Origin of the sequence: Chitinophaga sp. CCNWYY40, from assembly GCF_037483205.1 — a bacterium.
GTDB classification, from domain to species: Bacteria; Bacteroidota; Bacteroidia; order Chitinophagales; family Chitinophagaceae; genus Chitinophaga; species Chitinophaga ginsengisegetis.
The window spans coordinates 162,573-181,672 of the sequence record NZ_JBBHLF010000004.1; the positions used below are offsets into that span (position 1 = coordinate 162,573).

Sequence of the window (19,100 nt, forward strand, 5' to 3'; positions counted from 1 at the left end):
TTTTGTAGCGAGGAGCGGATTCGAACCACTGACCTTCGGGTTATGAGCCCGACGAGCTACCTCTGCTCTACCTCGCAATGAGGGTGCAAAGATACAAATATTTCAATCCACTCCAAATCTTTTTTAAAAGAAACACAAAAAGCCAACCGTAACTGGTTGGCTTTCATATTGGAATGCTTCATACATTGTTAGAATGGAAGATCGTCAGCGGGCTGCTCCTGAACGGGCTCTGCCTCGGGTACGGTCATTTCAGCAACCGGTGTCTTCCGCTTTTCCTCATCCTTACGGCTGAGTAACTGCAGCGAAAACACCCGGAGCCTGATGGCCCCGCATAACGCACCGGTAGCGGTACTCACATAAGCCTCCAGTTTTGGAGCGCCTTCTACGTACACCATTACACCCTGCGTTAAATAAGGAGCTACATTGGCCTTGTCCCAGAGCGAGCAATCCACCCAGGTGGTTCTTTCTTCCAGTATGCCCTGCGCGTTTTTAAAACGCTCATTTACCGCTACCGGAAAATTGAAAACAGTGGCGCCGTTGACTTCTTTTTTCACTACATCGCGGCCAAGATGCCCGATAAACTGAAGTTTCATCATCAGAAATAAAGATTTAAATGATTAAAAATTTATAAAAGATGACTGAGAGAAGTATCTCTGAAAATTACACCTTTTTCCTTCTCCCAAAAAATAATTTCTGATTTATTATAGATACAAGTATACCTTTGCATTAACACAACACATGGGGTGCCTTACTTTCAGGCTGAGATCACACCCAATGAACCTGGACCAGGTAATGCTGGTTAGGAATGAACTAACAGAAAACAGACATACTTAAAATGAAACAGCTAATGTTATTAGTGCTGCTATCTATAGCAGGCGCTTTACATGCACAATCCCTGGTTACCGGTACCGTTACCAGTAAAGCCAGCGGCCAGCCACTGGAGGGTGTTACCATCTCCGTCAACCAAACCGGCGCTGTTACCGACAGCAGAGGCCACTACAGTATTCATCTTCCTAAAAAAGGAAACTATCCCTTAACCGCCAGCTACATCGGCTTCAAAACATTTACTACTACCATCACGGCGAATAATACCACGCAACTGACGGACATTGCACTGGAAACAACCGCACTGTTTGTAAAGCCGGTGGAGATCAGCAGCTTACGCGCCGGTAAAAATTCGCCTTTCGTAAACACCACTTTAACAGCGGCGGATATTAAAAAACAAAACCTCGGTCAGGATCTGCCCATACTGCTGGATCAGCAGCCCGGCGTGGTAACCAACTCTGACGCGGGTACCGGTATCGGCTACACCGGCATGCGTGTACGCGGGTCCGATATCACCCGTATCAACGTTACGGTAAATGGTATCCCGGTAAACGATGCAGAATCGCAGGGAACGTTTTTTGTAAACATGCCCGACTTTGCATCGTCCGTTAGCAGCGTTCAGCTGCAACGCGGCGTAGGTACCTCTACCAACGGCGCCGCCGCTTTTGGCGCCACGCTGAACCTCAGCACCAACGAATTCAATGAAAAAGCATACGGCGAAATCAGCAACAGCTACGGTTCTTTCAATAGCTGGAAACATACGGTGAAAGCAGGTTCCGGCCTCATCAACGATCACTTCACCATTGATGCCCGCCTCTCCAAAATATCATCAGACGGGTATATCGACCGCGCCACTTCCGATCTGCGCTCTTTCTATACTTCCGCCGCCTATGTTTCTGCCAAAACAGCCATCAGGCTCAATGTCTTCTCCGGAAAAGAAAAAACATACCAGGCATGGAATGGCGTACCACAGGCACTCCTGGAAACAGACCGCACCTACAATTCTGCCGGTACCGATAAACCAGGCACTCCCTACGATAATGAAACGGATAACTATCAACAGGATCATTACCAGCTATTCCTGAACCAGGAAGTAAATTCACATCTCAACTTTAACGTAGCCTTCCATCTCACCCGCGGACGCGGCTACTACGAACAATATAAAGCGCAGCAGGCCTTCTCGGAATACGGATTGACAGGACCAGTGATCAACGGTAAACAGGTGGATACCACCGACCTTGTCCGGCAGCTGTGGCTGGATAATTACTTCTATGGTTCCGTATTTTCCGTAAACCGCACCGGCAACAAATTCAACTGGAGCCTGGGCGGCGGCTGGAACCGCTACACCGGCGATCATTATGGCAAAATCATCTGGGCGCAAACAGGCATCGATAAAGATCATGAATATTATAGGTATCCCGCTGCCAAAAACGATTTCAATGTTTACTGGAAAGGAGAATATAAACTCACATCTGCACTGAGCATTTTTGCAGATATGCAGTACCGCAACATCATGTACAACATGGATGGCTTTGAAGCCGCCCCTGCATACATGGCACACGTGAATTATAACTTCTTTAATCCGAAGGCAGGTATCTCGTACAACATTAACCCTACCAACCGTGTATTCGCTTCGGTAGCCATTGCGCACAAAGAGCCTAACCGTGTTGATTTTGAAAACAACTTCGGCGCAGCAACACCCAAACCGGAAGTGCTCCGCGATGTGGAAGCCGGCTATTCATGGAACAACAACATCGCTGCTATCCAGGCGAACGTTTATTACATGAACTATAAAAACCAGCTGGTGCAAACCGGTATGCTCAACGATGTTGGCGCATACATCCGCACCAACATTCCCAAAAGCTACCGCATGGGTATTGAAGTAAATGGAAATGTAAAACTGGGCAGCCTCGTGAGCGTAGCCGCCAATGCAGCTTTGAGCCAGAACAAAGTACTGGACTATCATGCCATTACTTACGATGCCGGCTATACGCCGCATACACAGGTGTTCAACAAAACAGATATCTCGTTTTCTCCTTCTTTCGTAGGTGGGTTAACGTTAACCGTGAAACCGGTGAAGGACCTGAACATCGATGTATTGGGTAAATATGTAAGCCGTCAGTATATGGATAACACCTCTAATGTAGCGGGCAGCCTGGATGCTTACTTTGTAAACAACCTGCGTATCAACTACGTAGTGCCGCAACCGTTATTCCGTGAACTAGGACTGCAATTCATGCTGAACAATATTTTCAACGTGAAATATGAACCCAACGGAAGTACCTACAGCAGCTACGATCAGGCCAGCAACCGCGTGGTGTACGACAATTATTATTACCCGATGGCAGGGATTAATTTCTTTGCCGGGGTTACTATAGGATTCTAAAAGATACAGGCATAAAAAAAGCGAGGTAATCACCTCGCTTTTTTTATGCCTGTATCTTATCAACTATTTAGTAATTTCTCTATCGCTTTATCTACCGATTCAAAAGGGAAACCTTTTATCACCGCATCCATTTGCGCAGCAATCTGTTGCGTTCCTAAATTGCCGATGCTGCCTGCATGGGTATGCTTCACGGCTTTATCAGGAGAGAAGGTACCGTTTTCAATGTCCATGCCTACTTTCTTATAGGCTTCACGGAACGGCGTACCCTGTAACACCAGGTTGTTTACCACTTCCACACTGAACAGGTATTGGTACTTATCATCATCCAGAATGTTTTCCTTTATGCGTACATTTTCCAGCATCAGGCGGCTCATGCGGATACAGTCTTTCAGCGTTTGGAAAGCAGGGAATAAATTTTCTTTCAGCAGCTGCAAATCGCGGTGGTAGCCGGAAGGCAGGTTGGTGGTCATCATGGCAATTTCATTGGGTAATGCCTGGAGTTTGTTGCCATGAGAGCGGATCAGTTCCCATACATCCGGGTTCTTTTTATGCGGCATGATGCTGGAGCCGGTGGTGAGTTCATCCGGGAAGCTGATAAAGCCAAAGTTCTGGTTCATGAACAAACATGCATCCATTGCCATTTTAGCAATGGTAGCTGCGATGCCGGCCAGTGCAAAAGCTACTATTTTTTCCGTTTTACCGCGTCCCATCTGTGCGTACACTACGTTGTAGTTGAGCGCATCAAAACCCAGCAAAGCGGTGGTAAGCTCACGGTCAAGGGGGAACGAAGATCCGTAACCGGCTGCGGAGCCGAGCGGGTTTTTGTTCACTACTTTATAAGCGCCCTGTAACATGGTGAGGTCGTCTACCAGGCTTTCGGCGTAGGCGCCAAACCATAATCCGAAGGAAGAAGGCATGGCAATTTGCAGGTGGGTGTAACCCGGTATCAGGTGCGCTTTGTATGCTTCACTTTTTTGCTGTAACAGGTGGAACAACGCAAGCACTTCCTCGGTCATGGTTTGCAGTTCATGACGCAGGAACAGCTTCAGATCTACCAAAACCTGGTCGTTGCGGGAACGGCCGCTATGGATCTTCTTGCCTACTTCGCCCAAACGGCGGGTCAGCAACAGTTCTACCTGCGAGTGGATATCTTCCACTCCTTCTTCCAGTTTAAAATCACCGGATTGAATTTCCTGGTAGATGTTTTTGAGTTCCTGTTTTAATATCGTGAGTTCTTCTGCTTCCAGCAATCCTATACTTTGCAGCATGGTGATATGTGCCATAGAACCCAGCACATCAAACGGCGCCAGGAAGGCGTCCATTTCACGGTCTTTTCCTACGGTGAATGTTTCCACCGCTGCTAAGGAGGCTTTATCTTTTTGCCACAATTTCATAATACTATAGTTTTTCCACGCGGTGTTAAAGCGTGAAATTAAAAATCATATTTACCAAAGATACACTACTGGATCATTTCCAGTAACTGGATATAGCTCTGGATACCATCTTTGATTTCGTGCAGGTGAATATATTCATCTGCGGTATGTGAGCGGGCAGAATCGCCGGGACCCATTTTCACAGAGGTAGCCGGAATCAGCGCCTGGTCGGACGTGGTAGGCGATCCGTAGCAGGTTTTACCCACACTTATGCCTGCCTGTACAAACGGATGTTCCATTGGAATAAAGGAAGGCCGCATTCTCATGGACCGTGGCTTTACTTCGCAGGATACATTGGCCCGGATCATTTCCAGCAGTTCTTCCAGTGTATATTGATCGGTAGCCCGTACATCCACTACAAAGGTGCAGTCGGCCGGTACTACGTTATGCGCTTTATTGGAGGTATTGATCACGGTGACGCTCATCTTCACGGGGCCCAGTGTTTCCGATACTTTCGGGAAACGGAAATCTTTGAACCAGTTCAAATCGGGCAATGCTTTATACAACGCATTTTCTCCTTCTTCCCTGGCGGCGTGCCCTGCCTTGCCGTAGCTGGTGCAATCCAGTACCATCAGTCCTTTTTCGGCGATGGCCAGTTGTGTTAAAGTGGGTTCTCCCACAATAGCAAACTCAATAGCGGGCAGTTTCGGCAGGATACTTTCTATCCCGTTGGCGCCACTGATCTCCTCTTCTGCGGTGGCTGTGAGGATGATATTGTAGCTCAGGTCACTGCGATGATAAAAATGCAGGAACGTCGCAATCAGGCTAACCAGGCAACCGCCGGCATCATTGCTACCGAGCCCGTAGAGCTTTCCGTCTTCCACATCCGGACTAAAAGGATCGCGGGTATATTGTGGATTGGGTTTTACGGTATCATGATGGGAGTTCAGGAGTATATTACGTTTGGAGGGATCGTAATGTTTATTGAGGGCCCAGATATTATTGAGATGCCGCTCATGCGGAATATCCATTGCCGTCAGGAACTCACTGATCAGTTGCGCGGCGCCGTCTTCTTCGCGGCTTAATGAAGGGGTGGCGATCATCTGTTTGAGCAGGGCCACCGCCACATCATATAGTTTTTCGTTCCACATAGGTTAGCATATTAGAGTGCCTGCCACTTTCGGGGTTGTATTGCTCAGAACATCGTCTGCATGCCCTATCAGCACTTCTTTTACACCATTGTCAATTGCCCCGAAAGCATTTTGCAGTTTAGGCAATATCCCGTCTGTCAGTATTTTTTCTTCCAGCAGTTGCTGGTAAATTTCTTTGTTGATGAGATTAATAACGGATTCATCATCTGCAGGATCACGCAACACCCCTTTCTTTTCAAAGCAGTAAATCAGCCGTACACTGTAATGTTGCGATAACGCAATAGCCAGCGAAGAGGCAATGGTATCTGCATTGGTATTCAGGATCTGGCCATTACCATCATGCGTAAGCGGGGCAAACACCGGCGTAATACCGGTATCCAGCAATGCTTTCAGCGGACCTGTATGCAGGATCTCCGTACGTATATCTCCTACAAAACCATAGTCGATTTCCTTTACCGGTCTTTTTACCGCAGGAATGATGTTGGCGTCGGCACCGGTTAAACCGATGGCATTACAGCCATTGGCCTGCAGTTTGGCTACCAGCTGTTTGTTTACCAAACCACCGTATACCATTGTTACCACATCTATAGTGTCTGCATCGGTGATCCGTCTGCCGTCTACGTATTTCGATTCAATACCCAGCTTATCACCGATACGGGTAGCAATTTTGCCGCCGCCGTGTATCAGGATCTTTTTACCGGGAATTGCTGCAAACTTTTCCAGGAAGGTTTGCAGCAATGCCGGGTTATCGATTACGTTTCCGCCTACTTTGATAATAAATAAGTCGATCATAATTATCCTTTCAGTATTTCACTCAACACTGCCTGGGCTGCCCATACCCGGTTACCGGCTTCCCGGATAACGATGGATTGCGGACCGTCCAGTACTTCATCTGCAATCACTACATTCCTTCTTACGGGCAGGCAGTGCATTACTTTGGCAGCATTGGTGAGTTTGAGTTTTTCGTTGGTAAACATCCAGGAAGGATCTGTACAGGTAATTTTGCCATAGTCTTTGTAAGAAGACCAGTTTTTCACATATACAAAATCCGCGTCCTGCAAGGCTTTATCCTGATCGTATTCAATTTGTGCATTACCGGAAAATTTCTCGTCCAGTTCGTAGCCTTCCGGATGGGTGATCACAAAATCTGCTTCGCCCCATGCGTTCATCCATTGTGCAAAGGAGTTGGGAACAGCCTGTGGCAGCGCTTTTACGTGAGGCGCCCAGGTCATTACCACTTTAGGTTTACGGGCTTGCTGCCAGTTTTCCTTGATGGTAATTACGTCTGTTAAACTCTGTAAAGGGTGCAGGGTAGCGCTTTCGAGGCTTACTACCGGTACACCGGCATACTTAATGAACTGGTTAATATATTTCTCTGTATAATCTTCTTCTTTATTTTTCAATCCCGGAAAAGTACGGATGGCCAGTATATCGAAGTACTGCCCCATTACTGCCGCCGCTTCTTTCACGTGTTCGGTGGTGTTGCCATTCATCACCACGCCATCATTCATTTCCAGCGCCCATCCTTCTTTATCGATGTTAAACACGATCGCTTCCATACCCAGGTTCTTTGCAGCGATCTGTGTACTTAAACGTGTTCGCAAACTGGGATTCAGGAATATCATTCCCACTGTTTTGTTCTTACCTAATTCCTTATCCCTGAAAGGATCTTTCTTGTAGTTCAGCGCAATGTCCACTAACCGCGGGACACTGGGAACATCTGCTGTAGAAATAAATTGTTTCATTTCGCTTATAGGCTTTAAACAGGCAGTGGAAAGATGTTAAAGGCACACTGCCTGCCGTACATGGTTGTTTACTTATTTATTTAATGCTTTTCCGAATGCTTCCAGGAACTGATCTGCGTGGGCCTGTGTAAGCGCCAGGGAAGGAAGCAAACGGATCACGTTTGGTTTTGCTTCACCGGTGAAGATCTTATGGGTATGCAGCAGTTCTTTTCTCACGTGTGATAATTCTTCCGGGAGATCTATACCGATCATCAAACCACGGCCTCTTACTTCTTTCACCTTATCAAATGTGCGCAGCTGTTCCATGAGATAGTTACCTACCGTAGCTGCGTTGTCCATCAGTTTTTCCGCCTGTATGGTTTCCAGTACTGCCAGGGCTGCTGCGCAGGCCAGGTGATTACCACCAAAGGTAGTGCCCAGCATACCATACACCGCATGGAATTTTGGTGCAATGATGATGGCGCCGATCGGGAAACCATTTCCCATTCCTTTCGCCATGCTGTAGATATCCGCGTTTACACCCGCAAAATCGTGCGAGTAGAATTTACCGCTGCGGCCATATCCACACTGTACGGAGTCTGCAATGAACACGGCGTTGTGCGCATCACACAGGCTCCTGATCTTCCGCAGGAAAGATTCGCTGGCTACGTTGATACCACCTACCCCCTGGATACCTTCAATGATCACAGAGGATACTTCATACTGCTGAAAAGCCTGTTCCAGTGCGGCTTCATCTTCCCAGGGTAAAAATACCACGTTATCTGTTTCATTTACCGGCGCTACAATTTTCGGATTGTCGGTAGCCGCTACTGCCAGGGAGGTTCTGCCGTGAAATGCTTTCTTAAAGGCAATGACTTTCTTTTTACCGTTGTAAAAAGAGGCCAGCTTCAGTGCATTTTCATTGGCTTCCGCACCGGAGTTGCACAGGAACAGCTGATAGTCTTCCTTACCGGAAACCTTGCCCAGCAAGGCCGCCAGCTCTTCCTGTAAAGGCATCTTTACAGAATTGGAATAAAAGCCTACTTTATGCAACTGGTCTGTAAGGCGCTTTACATAATGTGGATGCGTGTGACCAATAGAGATCACTGCATGCCCGCCATACAGGTCCAGGTATTGTGTGCCCTTGTTATCCCAAACGTGGGAGTCCTGGGCTTTTTCTATAATGATATCGTTAACGGGATATACGTCGAACAGTTTCATGTTGGCAATAAATTGAAAATGATAAAAACACTTAGAACACGATGGACTTCAGTTTCAGTCCTGCCGTTTCATCCAGTCCGCACATCAGGTTCATGTTTTGCACTGCCTGACCGGAAGCGCCTTTCAGCAGGTTGTCTTCAATGGAATGGATCACCAGTTTGTTACCGGTTTTTTCCAGTTGAATCAAACACTTGTTGGTGTTCACTACCTGCTTCAGATCGATCTGTTTATCGCTTACATGTGTAAACGGATGACCGGCGTAGAAGTCTTTATACAGCTTCACAGCCTCTTCCAGCGATAAGTCGGTTTGCAGGTACGAGGTTACCCAGATTCCTCTTGGGTAATCGCCGCGTACGGGAACAAAATTCACCTCACCATTGAAGCCTGGCTGCAACAGCTGCAGGCTTCGTCGTATTTCTTTCAGGTGCTGATGATTCAGCACTTTATAGGTGGAAATATTATTGGCCCTCCAGGTAAAGTGCGAGGTAGCCTGTAAGCTTTGTCCCGCCCCGGTGGAACCGGTGATACCGGTGGTATGTACTTCCGTGAGCAGCCCCGCCTTTGCCAGTGGTAACAGGCCCAGCTGGATACCGGTAGCAAAGCAGCCGGGATTGGCAATGTTCTGCGCAGTTTTTATCAGGTCGCGTTGCATTTCCGGTAAACCGTATACAAAAGCGCGGTCCTTTACGGTTTCGCCTAAACGAAAATCCTGGCTCAGGTCAATCACTTTTACATGGGCAGCCACCTCATTTGCTTCGAGGAACTTTTTAGATTCGCCGTGGCCCAGGCAAAGAAACATCACATCAATATCGTTGCTCAGATCGCCGGTGAACAGTTGTTCTGTTTCTCCTAACAGATCTGCGTGTACTGCATACAAAGGATTGCCAGCATTACTACGGCTATGTACAAACGAAATAGTAACATCCGGGTGATTCAGTAAAAGCCGGATCATTTCACCGCCTGTATAACCTGCCCCGCCTACAATTCCTGCTCTTATCTTTTTATCATTTGCCATTGCCTGCTGATTTAGATAGAATTTTTAACCTGGTGCCAGATCATTGTCTGGTTACCAAAAATTTTGCTGAATCCTCTTACGTCATCTCCGCTCCAGCCGGTGTTCATTTCACCGTATTTACCAAACTTGCTGCTCATCAGGTCGTAAGGAGAGTTGATACCGGTAACCTGGAAACGGTAAGGCATGAGGGTAACAAATACTTCGCCGGAAACATTTTCCTGGGTGTTTTGCAGGAAGGCTTCGATGTCGCGCATAACCGGGTCCATGATCTGGCCTTCGTGCATGTAGTTACCATAAAACTGGGCCAGTTGATCTTTCCAGCTCAGCTGCCATTTTGTTAACACATGTTTTTCCAGTGCGTGGTGCGCTTTGATGATCACCATCGGCGCAGCGGCTTCAAATCCTACACGTCCTTTGATACCGATGATGGTATCGCCTACGTGGATATCGCGGCCAATGGCAAAAGGACCGGCGATGGTTTGTAAATATTGAATAGCTTCAGATGGATGACCAAAAGTTTTGTCGTTCACACCAGTAAGCTCACCTTTTTCAAAAGTTAATTTCACCTGCTCTTCTCCCTGCTTTGTGAGCTGGGTAGGCCATGCCGCTTCAGGCAGCATACCATTGGAGGTGAGTGTTTCTTTTCCGCCAACAGAAGTTCCCCACATACCTTTGTTGATAGAGTACATGGCTTTTTCAAAGTTCACTTCTACTCCTTTGGATCTGAGGTAGGAGATCTCTTCTTCGCGGCTCAGTTTCAGATCACGGATCGGGGTAATGATTTCCACGCCGGGGATCATGATATGGAACACCATATCAAAACGCACCTGGTCGTTACCGGCGCCGGTGCTGCCGTGCGCTACTGCGTCGGCTCCTACTTCCTTCACATATTCCGCGATGGCCAGTGCCTGGCTCATGCGCTCTGCACTTACGCTCAGCGGGTAGGTATTATTTTTCAGTACATTACCGAAGATGAGGTATTTGATCACACCATCATAATAAGAACGTATTGCATTAACAGTTTTATGACTTTTAACGCCCAGGCTGTAAGCGCGCTTTTCTATTTCCTGCAGTTCTTCTTCAGAAAAACCGCCAGTGTTTACAATCACTGAATGCACTTCATATCCTTTTTCTTCGGTCAGATATTTAACGCAATAGGAAGTATCAAGTCCTCCGCTAAATCCCAGTACTACTTTTTTCATTATGACATCTTTTTTTATAAATCCAGATAACAATATTGATGATCCTGTAGTCAGAACAGGAAAAATTTCTTTTTAGATCCGGTGGCGCCACCTTCTTTTTTGCTTTTCAGCAAAACAAATCTTTTAAAACGTAACCATCGCTCGTAGAGCTTTATGTTTCCTTTAAATCTGCGGCGGCGTCTGGCGTGGTGCATGTGACCGCTGGCACTCACAGATAATTGTGGCTGCGGTTGTGGCTCAGGAACCGGCGCTTTGTCGGCCATTGCTTTTTCTTCTGCTTCCTTCAGTTTTTCCAGCGGGTTGTACAGCATGGCCGTGCACAGGCAGTTCTTCCTTTCTTTAGCAGTGAGGATATCGAAGTTCACGCAGCTTCTGCAGCCTTTCCAGAACTCTTCATCATCGGTGAGTTCAGAATAGGTTACCGGCTCGTATCCGAGTTCTGAGTTGATTTTCATTACTGCGAGGCCGGTGGTTAAACCAAAGATCTTGGCATCCGGGTATTTCTCTCTCGACAGTTCGAATATTCTCTTTTTGATCGATTTAGCCACACCGTGGCCTCTGAAGGCGGGATTAACGATCAGACCCGAATTCGCCACAAATTTCTCATGACCCCAGGCTTCAATATAGCAGAAGCCTACCCATTCGCCCTTATCGGTAACAGCAATTACCGCCTTGCCTTCGTTCATTTTCAGCTCTACATAGTCAGGGGAACGCTTCGCAATGCCGGTTCCTCTTGCTTTTGCAGATGATTCCATCTCGTCTGTGATGGTATTTGAATAGTGAATATCGTCAGGAGTGGCTACCCTAACGATGATATGTTGATTTTCCAACTTTTTAAATTGAAATCGTGAATCAATAAACTAACTTGAAATTCCATTGCTGGAAAGGTTCACCGGAGGATTGGGGAATCACGGTGCGATAGCGGCCATATTCAGACAAGCGCTATCAAATTCTAGGTCGTCGGGAAAGAAATCTAAAGACATTGAACCCAACAGAATATACCCCCTCGGTTAAAGCGGGATGATATGCAGAAATGTTGGTATGAGTTGCGGTTTTTTCCAACTTCAGTTCAGCGTTAAATTGTTATAAATATTGTCTTTAGTTTAGATTATCGGCAAAGTTATAACAATATCCTTTTAAATAGTCGAATTTTTTTTGAGTTGAGAAGAATTTTAACAAACGCGGATGTTGTCTTTCCCGGGATTACACTGATTGAGCTGATTTGGTTAATTATATATTGTGATTTTTATGCTGATAATTAGCCAATTATGTTGATTTTAAAGAAAATTGGGGAGATAAAAATGGAACATCCATTTCTATCTCCCCAAATCATTTAAAATCCAAAAAGTAAAATCAAAGTAATCAGTATAATCAGCCGAATCCCAGGAAAGGCAACATCCGCTCTCAGCGGGTAATCACGCCTAACTCGGCAATGGCCGCCTGCGGCTGCTTTTCATCTGCCGGCGAAGTAGCCACAAAGCGGATGTAGCGGGCGCTGGTCTTTTTGAAAGCCACCGTTTGCTGCACCGGGTTGTTTTTGATATTGGCAAACTGACCGCTGGCTACCGGGCTGCCCCAGTTTTTACCGTCAGTGCTGGTGTAAAACTCATAGCCGTAAATGATGCCTTCGCCAACCGGAGGAGTGTACGTAAATCCTTTCAGGGAAAGGGTTTCGCCCAGATCCACCTGCAACTCATGCGGATATCCTTTATTGCCTGCCACATAAACAGTAGCATTGCTGCCATCTATGGCTTTAGCAGGGTCATTGTCTTTGGCCGCAGCCTCCGGGGAAATTACTTTCCATTTGGCAGCAGCGATATCAAAGGTGGTGGTAACTGTTTCGCTGGCAGTTTTGCCGTTATCCAGGAACGCTTTGGCGCGTACCACGCCGCCCCGGGGCAGGTTGATAACAGTAGTTTCTGCAGATATATACTTCGGCGACTTCACGGTAGGTTCGCTGCCATCCAGGGTGTAGTGAATATCAGGATCGCCGGATTCGCTGTGGATCCATACTTTCCCGTCGGCAGTACGGCCAATCTGCGGCAAAGTAAGTAACCCCGGCGCTTTATACAGCTGCACTTCACTGATCACCGGCGCCGCCTTTGCATCCAGGATATTGATACGCACCTGTGTGGTGGTGTAATCCTTCAAACGCAAAATACGCTTGTGACCAATGGTGGTTTCGCTGGCAATCTGCTTCCAGGCGCCCTGTTCCAGCACTTCTACGTTGAAGGCTTTCACGCGCTGACCCAGCGCAATGTATTCCTGCAGCACCAGCCTGTTAAAGGTAACCGGCTGCTTATAGGTAAGCGTGATGGTAGTAGTGGTAGCATCGTCAGTGGTGGCCCAGTAAGTGGCGTTGGTGCCATCATTCAGGTTAGACACCTTTACAGCTTTATTGTTGCTGCGGGTGTTGGTGGCAGTTACTACGGCACGTTTTGCCAGGTTGTTTTTGAAAGACGCATCCAGCACACGGCGCAGCTCCATCAGGCGGGTAGAGTCGTTCGGATGGATAAGACCATCCCGGTCTACCGGCACATTGAGGATCAGGTTACCGTTGCGGCCCACGGAGCCGTAATAGATATCGAGCAGCGAGAACACAGATTTTACCTTATCGTTTGTTTCGGGGCTGTAAAACCATCCTGGCCGGATAGATACGTCGCATTCTGCGGGGATCCATTGTTCGCCATCCTCATTACCTTCATTGAGTGACCTGGTAGCCGGACCATTTGCACCCGGTGCAAAGCCTTTTACATTCAGTGTGCTCCAGTTGGTAGTGCCGGCAATACCGTTCTCATTACCCACCCAGCGGCAGCCCGGTCCCACATCACTAAAGATCACGGCATTGGGCTGATTTTTATAGACTACGCTGTGGAACAGGTTCCAGTCGTACGGCTGCTTGATATTACCGCCATTGGCGCCATCGAACCACTGTTCAAATACAGGACCGTAGCTGGAAAGCACTTCATTAAGCGTATTGGCAAACACCTGGTTATAACCAGGCTTCCCGTATTCAGGATGGTTGCGGTCCCACGGAGAGAGGTACACGCCAAACTTCAGACCGTACTCCTTACAGGCGGCCGACAGTTCGGCCAGCACATCGCCTTTACCATCTTTCCAGGCGCTTTCACGCACAGTATGGGTACTGTATTTGCTGGGCCAGAGGCAGAAGCCATCATGGTGTTTGGCGGTGATCACAATTCCTTTCATACCGGCCGCTTTGGCGGTACGCGCCCACTGACGGGCATCCAGATGGGTAGGATTGAATACTTTCGGATCTTCATCGCCATGGCCCCATTCTTTGTTGGTGAAGGTGTTGGGTCCAAAATGAATGAACATGTAATATTCCATGTCATTCCAGGATACCTGCGCTTTGGAAGGCAGGGCGCCGTAAGGTTTGATCTCCTGGGCCATTGCCATATTGAAGCCGAGCAGCCCCGCGAGGAGTAACGTGTTTTTCTTCATTGCCTGAAATAAAAGTTACGGATTACGATGTGAGCGAAGATATAGCAGATAATCAGAACCCTTCAATCTCAAATTCCCTATTATTAATTCAATTTTAGCTTAAACCGGCCCCGAAGGTTTAGTTAACCGTAGGGAAATACCATCATAAGAAAAGCCCTGAACAATAAACTATCCTGGGATCTGCCCAGGTATAATTATACCCTATCTATAAAAAAGACGGTGATGATTCATAGATAACCCGTATCTCTATAGGTACGGGTTATCTACGGCTTATATACGGCTCATATACGGCTTATCTACGGGTTATCCCTAAATGGCGCCTGCAAAAACCCACCCCTTGATATGCTTTTGACATGCCTTTGAGGTGGACTTGATACGCTTTTCCTCATCTGTAGAGGGCAGGATAAGTGGTGATAACCCGCCGTTTATCACAAAAATGTAAGATTATTCTATGGTGGGTTGGTTTAGATAAATCAATTTTTATAAATTTAGTCCCTCCTAAGACGTATAATGTATACGCTGATAAACTTTGAACAATGAATAAAAATCCACTGCATCGCAGAAGTTTTCTGAAAAACACGGTAGCAGCTGGCGTAGGACTTTCTATGCTCGGCTCTTCTGCCAAATTATTTGCCAACGAAAAGAAACCAAAAGTTAGAATCGGTCTGATAGGTGTTGGCGCCCGCGGACTCGGTCACCTGAATTTCTGTCTCCATCGTGAAGACGCAGAAGTTGTTGCTTTCGCGGATCCTGATACCACTTACACCCTCCCAAAGGTACGGGCCATGATCGAAAAGGTATACGGCGGCAAAAGAAAAGTAGCTGAATACACGAACGGTCCGGAAGATTTCCGCAACATGCTGAAACGTGACGACATTGATGCGGTGATCATTGCCACTCCGTGGGAATGGCATTCTATCATGGCGGTAGCCTGTATGAAAGCAGGTAAAACACCGGCGGTGGAAGTTTGTGGCGCATCAGATATCCAGGAATGCTGGGAACTGGTAAATACCAGTGAAGAAACCGGTATCCCTGTATTTGGTATGGAAAACGTATGTTACCGCAGGGATGTGATGGCCGTACTGAACATGGTACGCCAGGGTTTATTTGGTGAGCTGATCCACCTGCAGGGTGGTTACCAGCACGATCTGCGTGGCGTTAAGTTTAATAACGGCAAGCAGTATTATGGCGGTGGTGTGGAGTTCGGAGAAAAAGCACTGTCTGAAGCCAAGTGGAGAACTGCCCACTCTGTATACCGCAACGGTGATCTGTATCCTTCGCACGGCCTGGGTCCGGTCAACAACTACATCAATATTAACCGTGGTAACCGCTTGTTGTCGCTGACATCCGTGGCTACCAAATCCCGTGGTTTACATAAATACATTGTGGATAACGGCGGTGAAAACCATCCAAATGCGAAAGTAGAATTCAAACTGGGCGATATCGTGTCTACCCTGATCAAAACCAACAATGGTGAAACGATCATGCTGTCGCACGATACCAACTCTCCGCGGCCTTACTCACTGAACTTCCGTGTTCAGGGTACCAATGGTTTGTGGATGGATGACCAGGAATCTATTTACGTAGAAAAGAAAAGTAAACACGACGAATGGGAAAAGACCGGCGACTTTAAAGATCCCAACAGCTACTTTGGCAAATACGACCACCCATTGTGGAAAAAGTATGCCAACGATGCTGCAGGTGCGGGTCATGGCGGTATGGACTGGTTTGTACTCAACTCTTTCCTCGAGTGTATCAAACGTGGTGCGCCCTATCCGCTGGATGTTTACGACATGGCTACCTGGTACGCTATCACTCCGCTGAGTGAGCAATCCGTAGCAGAAAGCGGCAGCGTGCAGTTCATTCCGGACTTCACCCGTGGCCGCTGGATGAACAGAAAGCCAATCTTTGCACTGGACGATCAGTACTAATAATTATCATTGTCAGCTAATAAAAAAGGCAGCGGAAAATTCCGCTGCCTTTTCTTTATGTCGTTTATTTATCAGTCGATAATGGAAACCCCTTCTTCAATAATGGTTACATATACTTCCGGTTCCTTACCATATTGATCCAGGTAGCGGGATTTAATGAAGGATACATATTCCTCTACTTTATCCGCTTTTACGAGGTTGATGGTACAACCGCCAAAACCTCCGCCCATTACGCGGGCGCCGGCTACTTCTTTTCTCTCTCTGGCCAGTGATACGAGGAAGTCCAGTTCCGGGCAGCTTACTTCATAGAGTTTGCTCAGTCCTTCGTGGGTGGCATACATCAGTTCACCGAACTGTTGCAGGTCGCCTTTTTTCAGCAGTGCGGTAGCATCCTGTACCCGTTGTATTTCAGCGATTACGTAATTACAGCGGTCGTATACTTTGGAAGAAAGCTGTGCGCGAACTTCGTTGAGCATGTTCATATCTGCATCCCGCAGGGATTTCACGGCGGGGTGATTTGCCTGGATGGCCTTAACACCTTCCTCGCACTGCTGCCTGCGTACATTGTATTCAGAAGAAGCGAGGGAGTGATGAACCATAGAATTACACAGTACTATTTTGTAATCGGGGAAGTTGAAAGGGAAATATTCAAATTCCAGGCTGCGGCAGTCGAGGCGCATTACCTGGTCTTTTTTACCATGCAGGTTTGCAAACTGGTCCATGATGCCGCATTTTACCCCCGGAAAGGTATGTTCTGCTTTCTGACCGATGAGGGCCATTTGCATGCGATCCAGTCCGTATGCGAAGATATGATCCAGTGCGGCAACAAGACCTCCTTCTACAGCGGCGGAAGAAGACATACCTGCGCCTACGGGGATATCGCCGGCCAGTACACAGTCGAAGCCCTGTACAGGCAGCCCGCGTTCCTGCAGTTGATACACTACTCCCATGAGATAGTTGATCCATCCGGGAGTTGGTTTTACCTCTTCCAGGCTGAACGACACCGTTTCATTAGTAAAAACGGCATGTACATTACATTGCTGTGTATTGTTGAGCGCGATGGCGTATACAATTTTCTTATCGATAGCTGCGGGTAAAACAAAACCATCATTATAATCTGTATGTTCACCGATCAGGTTGATGCGTCCGGGGGAAACGACCATCAGTGGCTCTTTTTCAAATAAGTGGATAAACTGCTCCCTGGTTTCTTGTATCATTAAAAGATTATTAAACGTAAAATTTACACCTAAAAATATAAAAATGATTGAGAATAAAAAAAGGTTGTTCTGAAAATCAGAACAACCTTTCAAAAAATATCAGGAGTAGTTAATTCTTGCCTACTTTATCGCCTACCAGGGCATAAAACAGGATGTACAGGTAGCAGGGCACCATGCAGTACAGGAATGCGTGTCTGAAATCGATGCTGCTGCTGTAGAGGAAGCTGAACATGCTGTGCTGATCAAACATACCGCTGTAGATCTGCGGGATCACGCCACCACCGGCGATACCCATTACCAGTAAGGCGGAGCCTATTTTGGTGAAGCGGCCCAGTCCGTCGATAGCCATTGGGAAAATGGCGGGCCACATGAGCGCATTGGCCAGTCCGAGTAAAGCGATAAACGTTACCGCGGAGAAGCCGGTAGCGAAATAGGCGGCTACGGTAAACAGTACGCCCAGTATAGCGGAGATCTGTAATCCTTTTTTACCGGAGAGGTATTTCGGGATGGTAGCAATACCTATTACATAACCTGCCAGCATAGCTATCAGGGTAAAGGTGGTGAAGTACTTGGTATCGTCCACACTCATGCCGAGGGCTTTTCCGTACTGACCGATCACGTCGCCGGCCATTACTTCCACGCCTACATAAACAAAGATACAGAGCACGCCCAATACCAGCTGAGGGAACTGGAATACGCTCGTTTTACCGGTGGTAGCTGCAGCGGTGGCTGCATCTTCCGTATTAGTATCAATTTCCGGTAAAGAAGAACGTTTCAGGAGAAACGCCAGTATAGTTAATATGATGGCGATAGCTACGTAGGGGCCGATTACGCGGGAGGCCAGGCTATCGAGTAAAGCATTTTTCTGTACCGCGTCTACCGCAGCAGCAATATCTTTTTCCAGCTTGTCGGCTCCTTTCAGTACAATAGAGCTGAGGATCAGCGGGGCCAGGGCGCCTGCACTTTTATTACAGATACCGAGGATACTGATACGCTTGGCCGCACTTTCCTTTGGCCCGATGATACTGGCGTAAGGGTTGGAAGCGGTTTGCAGCAATGATAATCCGGCGCCCTGGATGAACAGGCCGGTGAGGAACATAGCGAAGCTGCGTGCGTTGGCGGCAGGTATAAACACCAGGGAGCCAATGGCTATGATGAGGAGTCCTAAGGCCATCCCGTTCTTAAAACCTGTTTTGTTCAGGATAAAGGAAGAAGGAATGGAGAGGAAGAAATAGGCCATATAAAAGGCCATAGTTACCAGCAGCGCCTGGGATACGTTCAGTTCACATACGATCTGGAAAAACTGGATCAGTGTTCCATTGAGCCAGGTAACAAACCCGAATACGAAAAACAATATGCCGATAATGGCCATTGATTGCGCATACCCGGCCTGTTTGGGAGGGACATTCATTGTTACTGTTTGGTTGGACATAAGCTGTCAGAATTATTTTTTTTGATAAGCACGAACATAATTAAACTTCTCCTATATTTCTTGTATATTTCGCAATTATTTTTGCTAAAACGTTTTACCCAATCACTAAATTGCAAGAATATTTTGACTTTTTAAAAAATTTTAAAAAAATAATTATA

General features: G+C 47.1%; 14 protein-coding genes and 1 tRNA gene. 2 read left to right on the forward strand and 13 right to left on the reverse strand.

The window, feature by feature from the left end; genetic code table 11:
* Positions 1-5: 5 nt before the first annotated feature.
* Both V7S65_RS15575 and V7S65_RS15580 read right to left on the reverse strand, forming a co-directional pair.
* Positions 6-77: transfer RNA gene (locus tag V7S65_RS15575), tRNA-Met, on the reverse strand.
* Positions 78-188: 111 nt separating this feature from the next.
* On the reverse strand, positions 189-596 hold the full coding sequence (locus V7S65_RS15580) for a single-stranded DNA-binding protein (protein WP_079468985.1): 408 nt from the start codon (positions 594-596) through the stop codon (positions 189-191).
* A 239-nt stretch (positions 597-835) separates the two neighbouring features.
* Here V7S65_RS15580 and V7S65_RS15585 point away from each other — a divergent pair, with 239 nt between their 5' ends.
* Positions 836-3,211 (forward strand): TonB-dependent receptor, encoded by a 2,376-nt coding sequence (locus V7S65_RS15585; RefSeq protein WP_336387201.1) that lies wholly within the window; start codon positions 836-838, stop codon positions 3,209-3,211.
* A gap of 59 nt (positions 3,212-3,270) precedes the next feature.
* Here V7S65_RS15585 and argH read toward each other — a convergent pair whose 3' ends face one another.
* The 9 genes from argH to V7S65_RS15630 all read right to left on the reverse strand — a co-directional run bounded on the left by argH (position 3,271) and on the right by V7S65_RS15630 (position 14,362).
* A complete protein-coding gene (gene argH / locus V7S65_RS15590; protein ID WP_079468987.1) occupies positions 3,271-4,605 on the reverse strand; it encodes an argininosuccinate lyase in 1,335 nt (444 codons plus the stop codon).
* A gap of 65 nt (positions 4,606-4,670) precedes the next feature.
* Entirely contained in the window at positions 4,671-5,735 is a 1,065-nt protein-coding gene (locus tag V7S65_RS15595; RefSeq protein WP_336387202.1) for a M20 family metallo-hydrolase, read from the reverse strand.
* A gap of 3 nt (positions 5,736-5,738) precedes the next feature.
* Complete coding sequence (gene argB, locus V7S65_RS15600; RefSeq protein WP_336387203.1) at positions 5,739-6,527, reverse strand: acetylglutamate kinase; 789 nt, start codon at positions 6,525-6,527, stop codon at positions 5,739-5,741.
* 2 nt (positions 6,528-6,529) lie between these two features.
* Positions 6,530-7,480, reverse strand: coding sequence for an N-acetylornithine carbamoyltransferase (locus tag V7S65_RS15605; RefSeq protein WP_336387204.1), 951 nt, complete (start codon positions 7,478-7,480; stop codon positions 6,530-6,532).
* A 72-nt stretch (positions 7,481-7,552) separates the two neighbouring features.
* Positions 7,553-8,680, reverse strand: a complete 1,128-nt coding sequence (locus tag V7S65_RS15610; protein ID WP_336387205.1) for an aspartate aminotransferase family protein — start codon at positions 8,678-8,680, stop codon at positions 7,553-7,555.
* 31 nt (positions 8,681-8,711) lie between these two features.
* A complete protein-coding gene (gene argC / locus V7S65_RS15615) occupies positions 8,712-9,695 on the reverse strand; it encodes an N-acetyl-gamma-glutamyl-phosphate reductase (RefSeq protein ID WP_111579454.1) in 984 nt (327 codons plus the stop codon).
* A gap of 11 nt (positions 9,696-9,706) precedes the next feature.
* Positions 9,707-10,897, reverse strand: coding sequence for an argininosuccinate synthase (gene argG / locus V7S65_RS15620; RefSeq protein ID WP_227024651.1), 1,191 nt, complete (start codon positions 10,895-10,897; stop codon positions 9,707-9,709).
* A gap of 50 nt (positions 10,898-10,947) precedes the next feature.
* A complete protein-coding gene (locus V7S65_RS15625) occupies positions 10,948-11,727 on the reverse strand; it encodes a GNAT family N-acetyltransferase (RefSeq protein WP_079468995.1) in 780 nt (259 codons plus the stop codon).
* A 574-nt stretch (positions 11,728-12,301) separates the two neighbouring features.
* Complete coding sequence (locus V7S65_RS15630) at positions 12,302-14,362, reverse strand: alpha-L-fucosidase (RefSeq protein WP_336387206.1); 2,061 nt, start codon at positions 14,360-14,362, stop codon at positions 12,302-12,304.
* Positions 14,363-14,898: 536 nt separating this feature from the next.
* Between V7S65_RS15630 and V7S65_RS15635 the strand changes: the two genes are divergently transcribed.
* Positions 14,899-16,293 (forward strand): Gfo/Idh/MocA family protein, encoded by a 1,395-nt coding sequence (locus V7S65_RS15635; protein ID WP_079468997.1) that lies wholly within the window; start codon positions 14,899-14,901, stop codon positions 16,291-16,293.
* 71 nt (positions 16,294-16,364) lie between these two features.
* Here V7S65_RS15635 and galK read toward each other — a convergent pair whose 3' ends face one another.
* Both galK and V7S65_RS15645 read right to left on the reverse strand, forming a co-directional pair.
* Complete coding sequence (gene galK, locus V7S65_RS15640; RefSeq protein WP_111579452.1) at positions 16,365-17,510, reverse strand: galactokinase; 1,146 nt, start codon at positions 17,508-17,510, stop codon at positions 16,365-16,367.
* Positions 17,511-17,619: 109 nt separating this feature from the next.
* Positions 17,620-18,942 (reverse strand): sugar MFS transporter, encoded by a 1,323-nt coding sequence (locus V7S65_RS15645; protein ID WP_079468999.1) that lies wholly within the window; start codon positions 18,940-18,942, stop codon positions 17,620-17,622.
* Positions 18,943-19,100 lie beyond the last annotated feature (158 nt).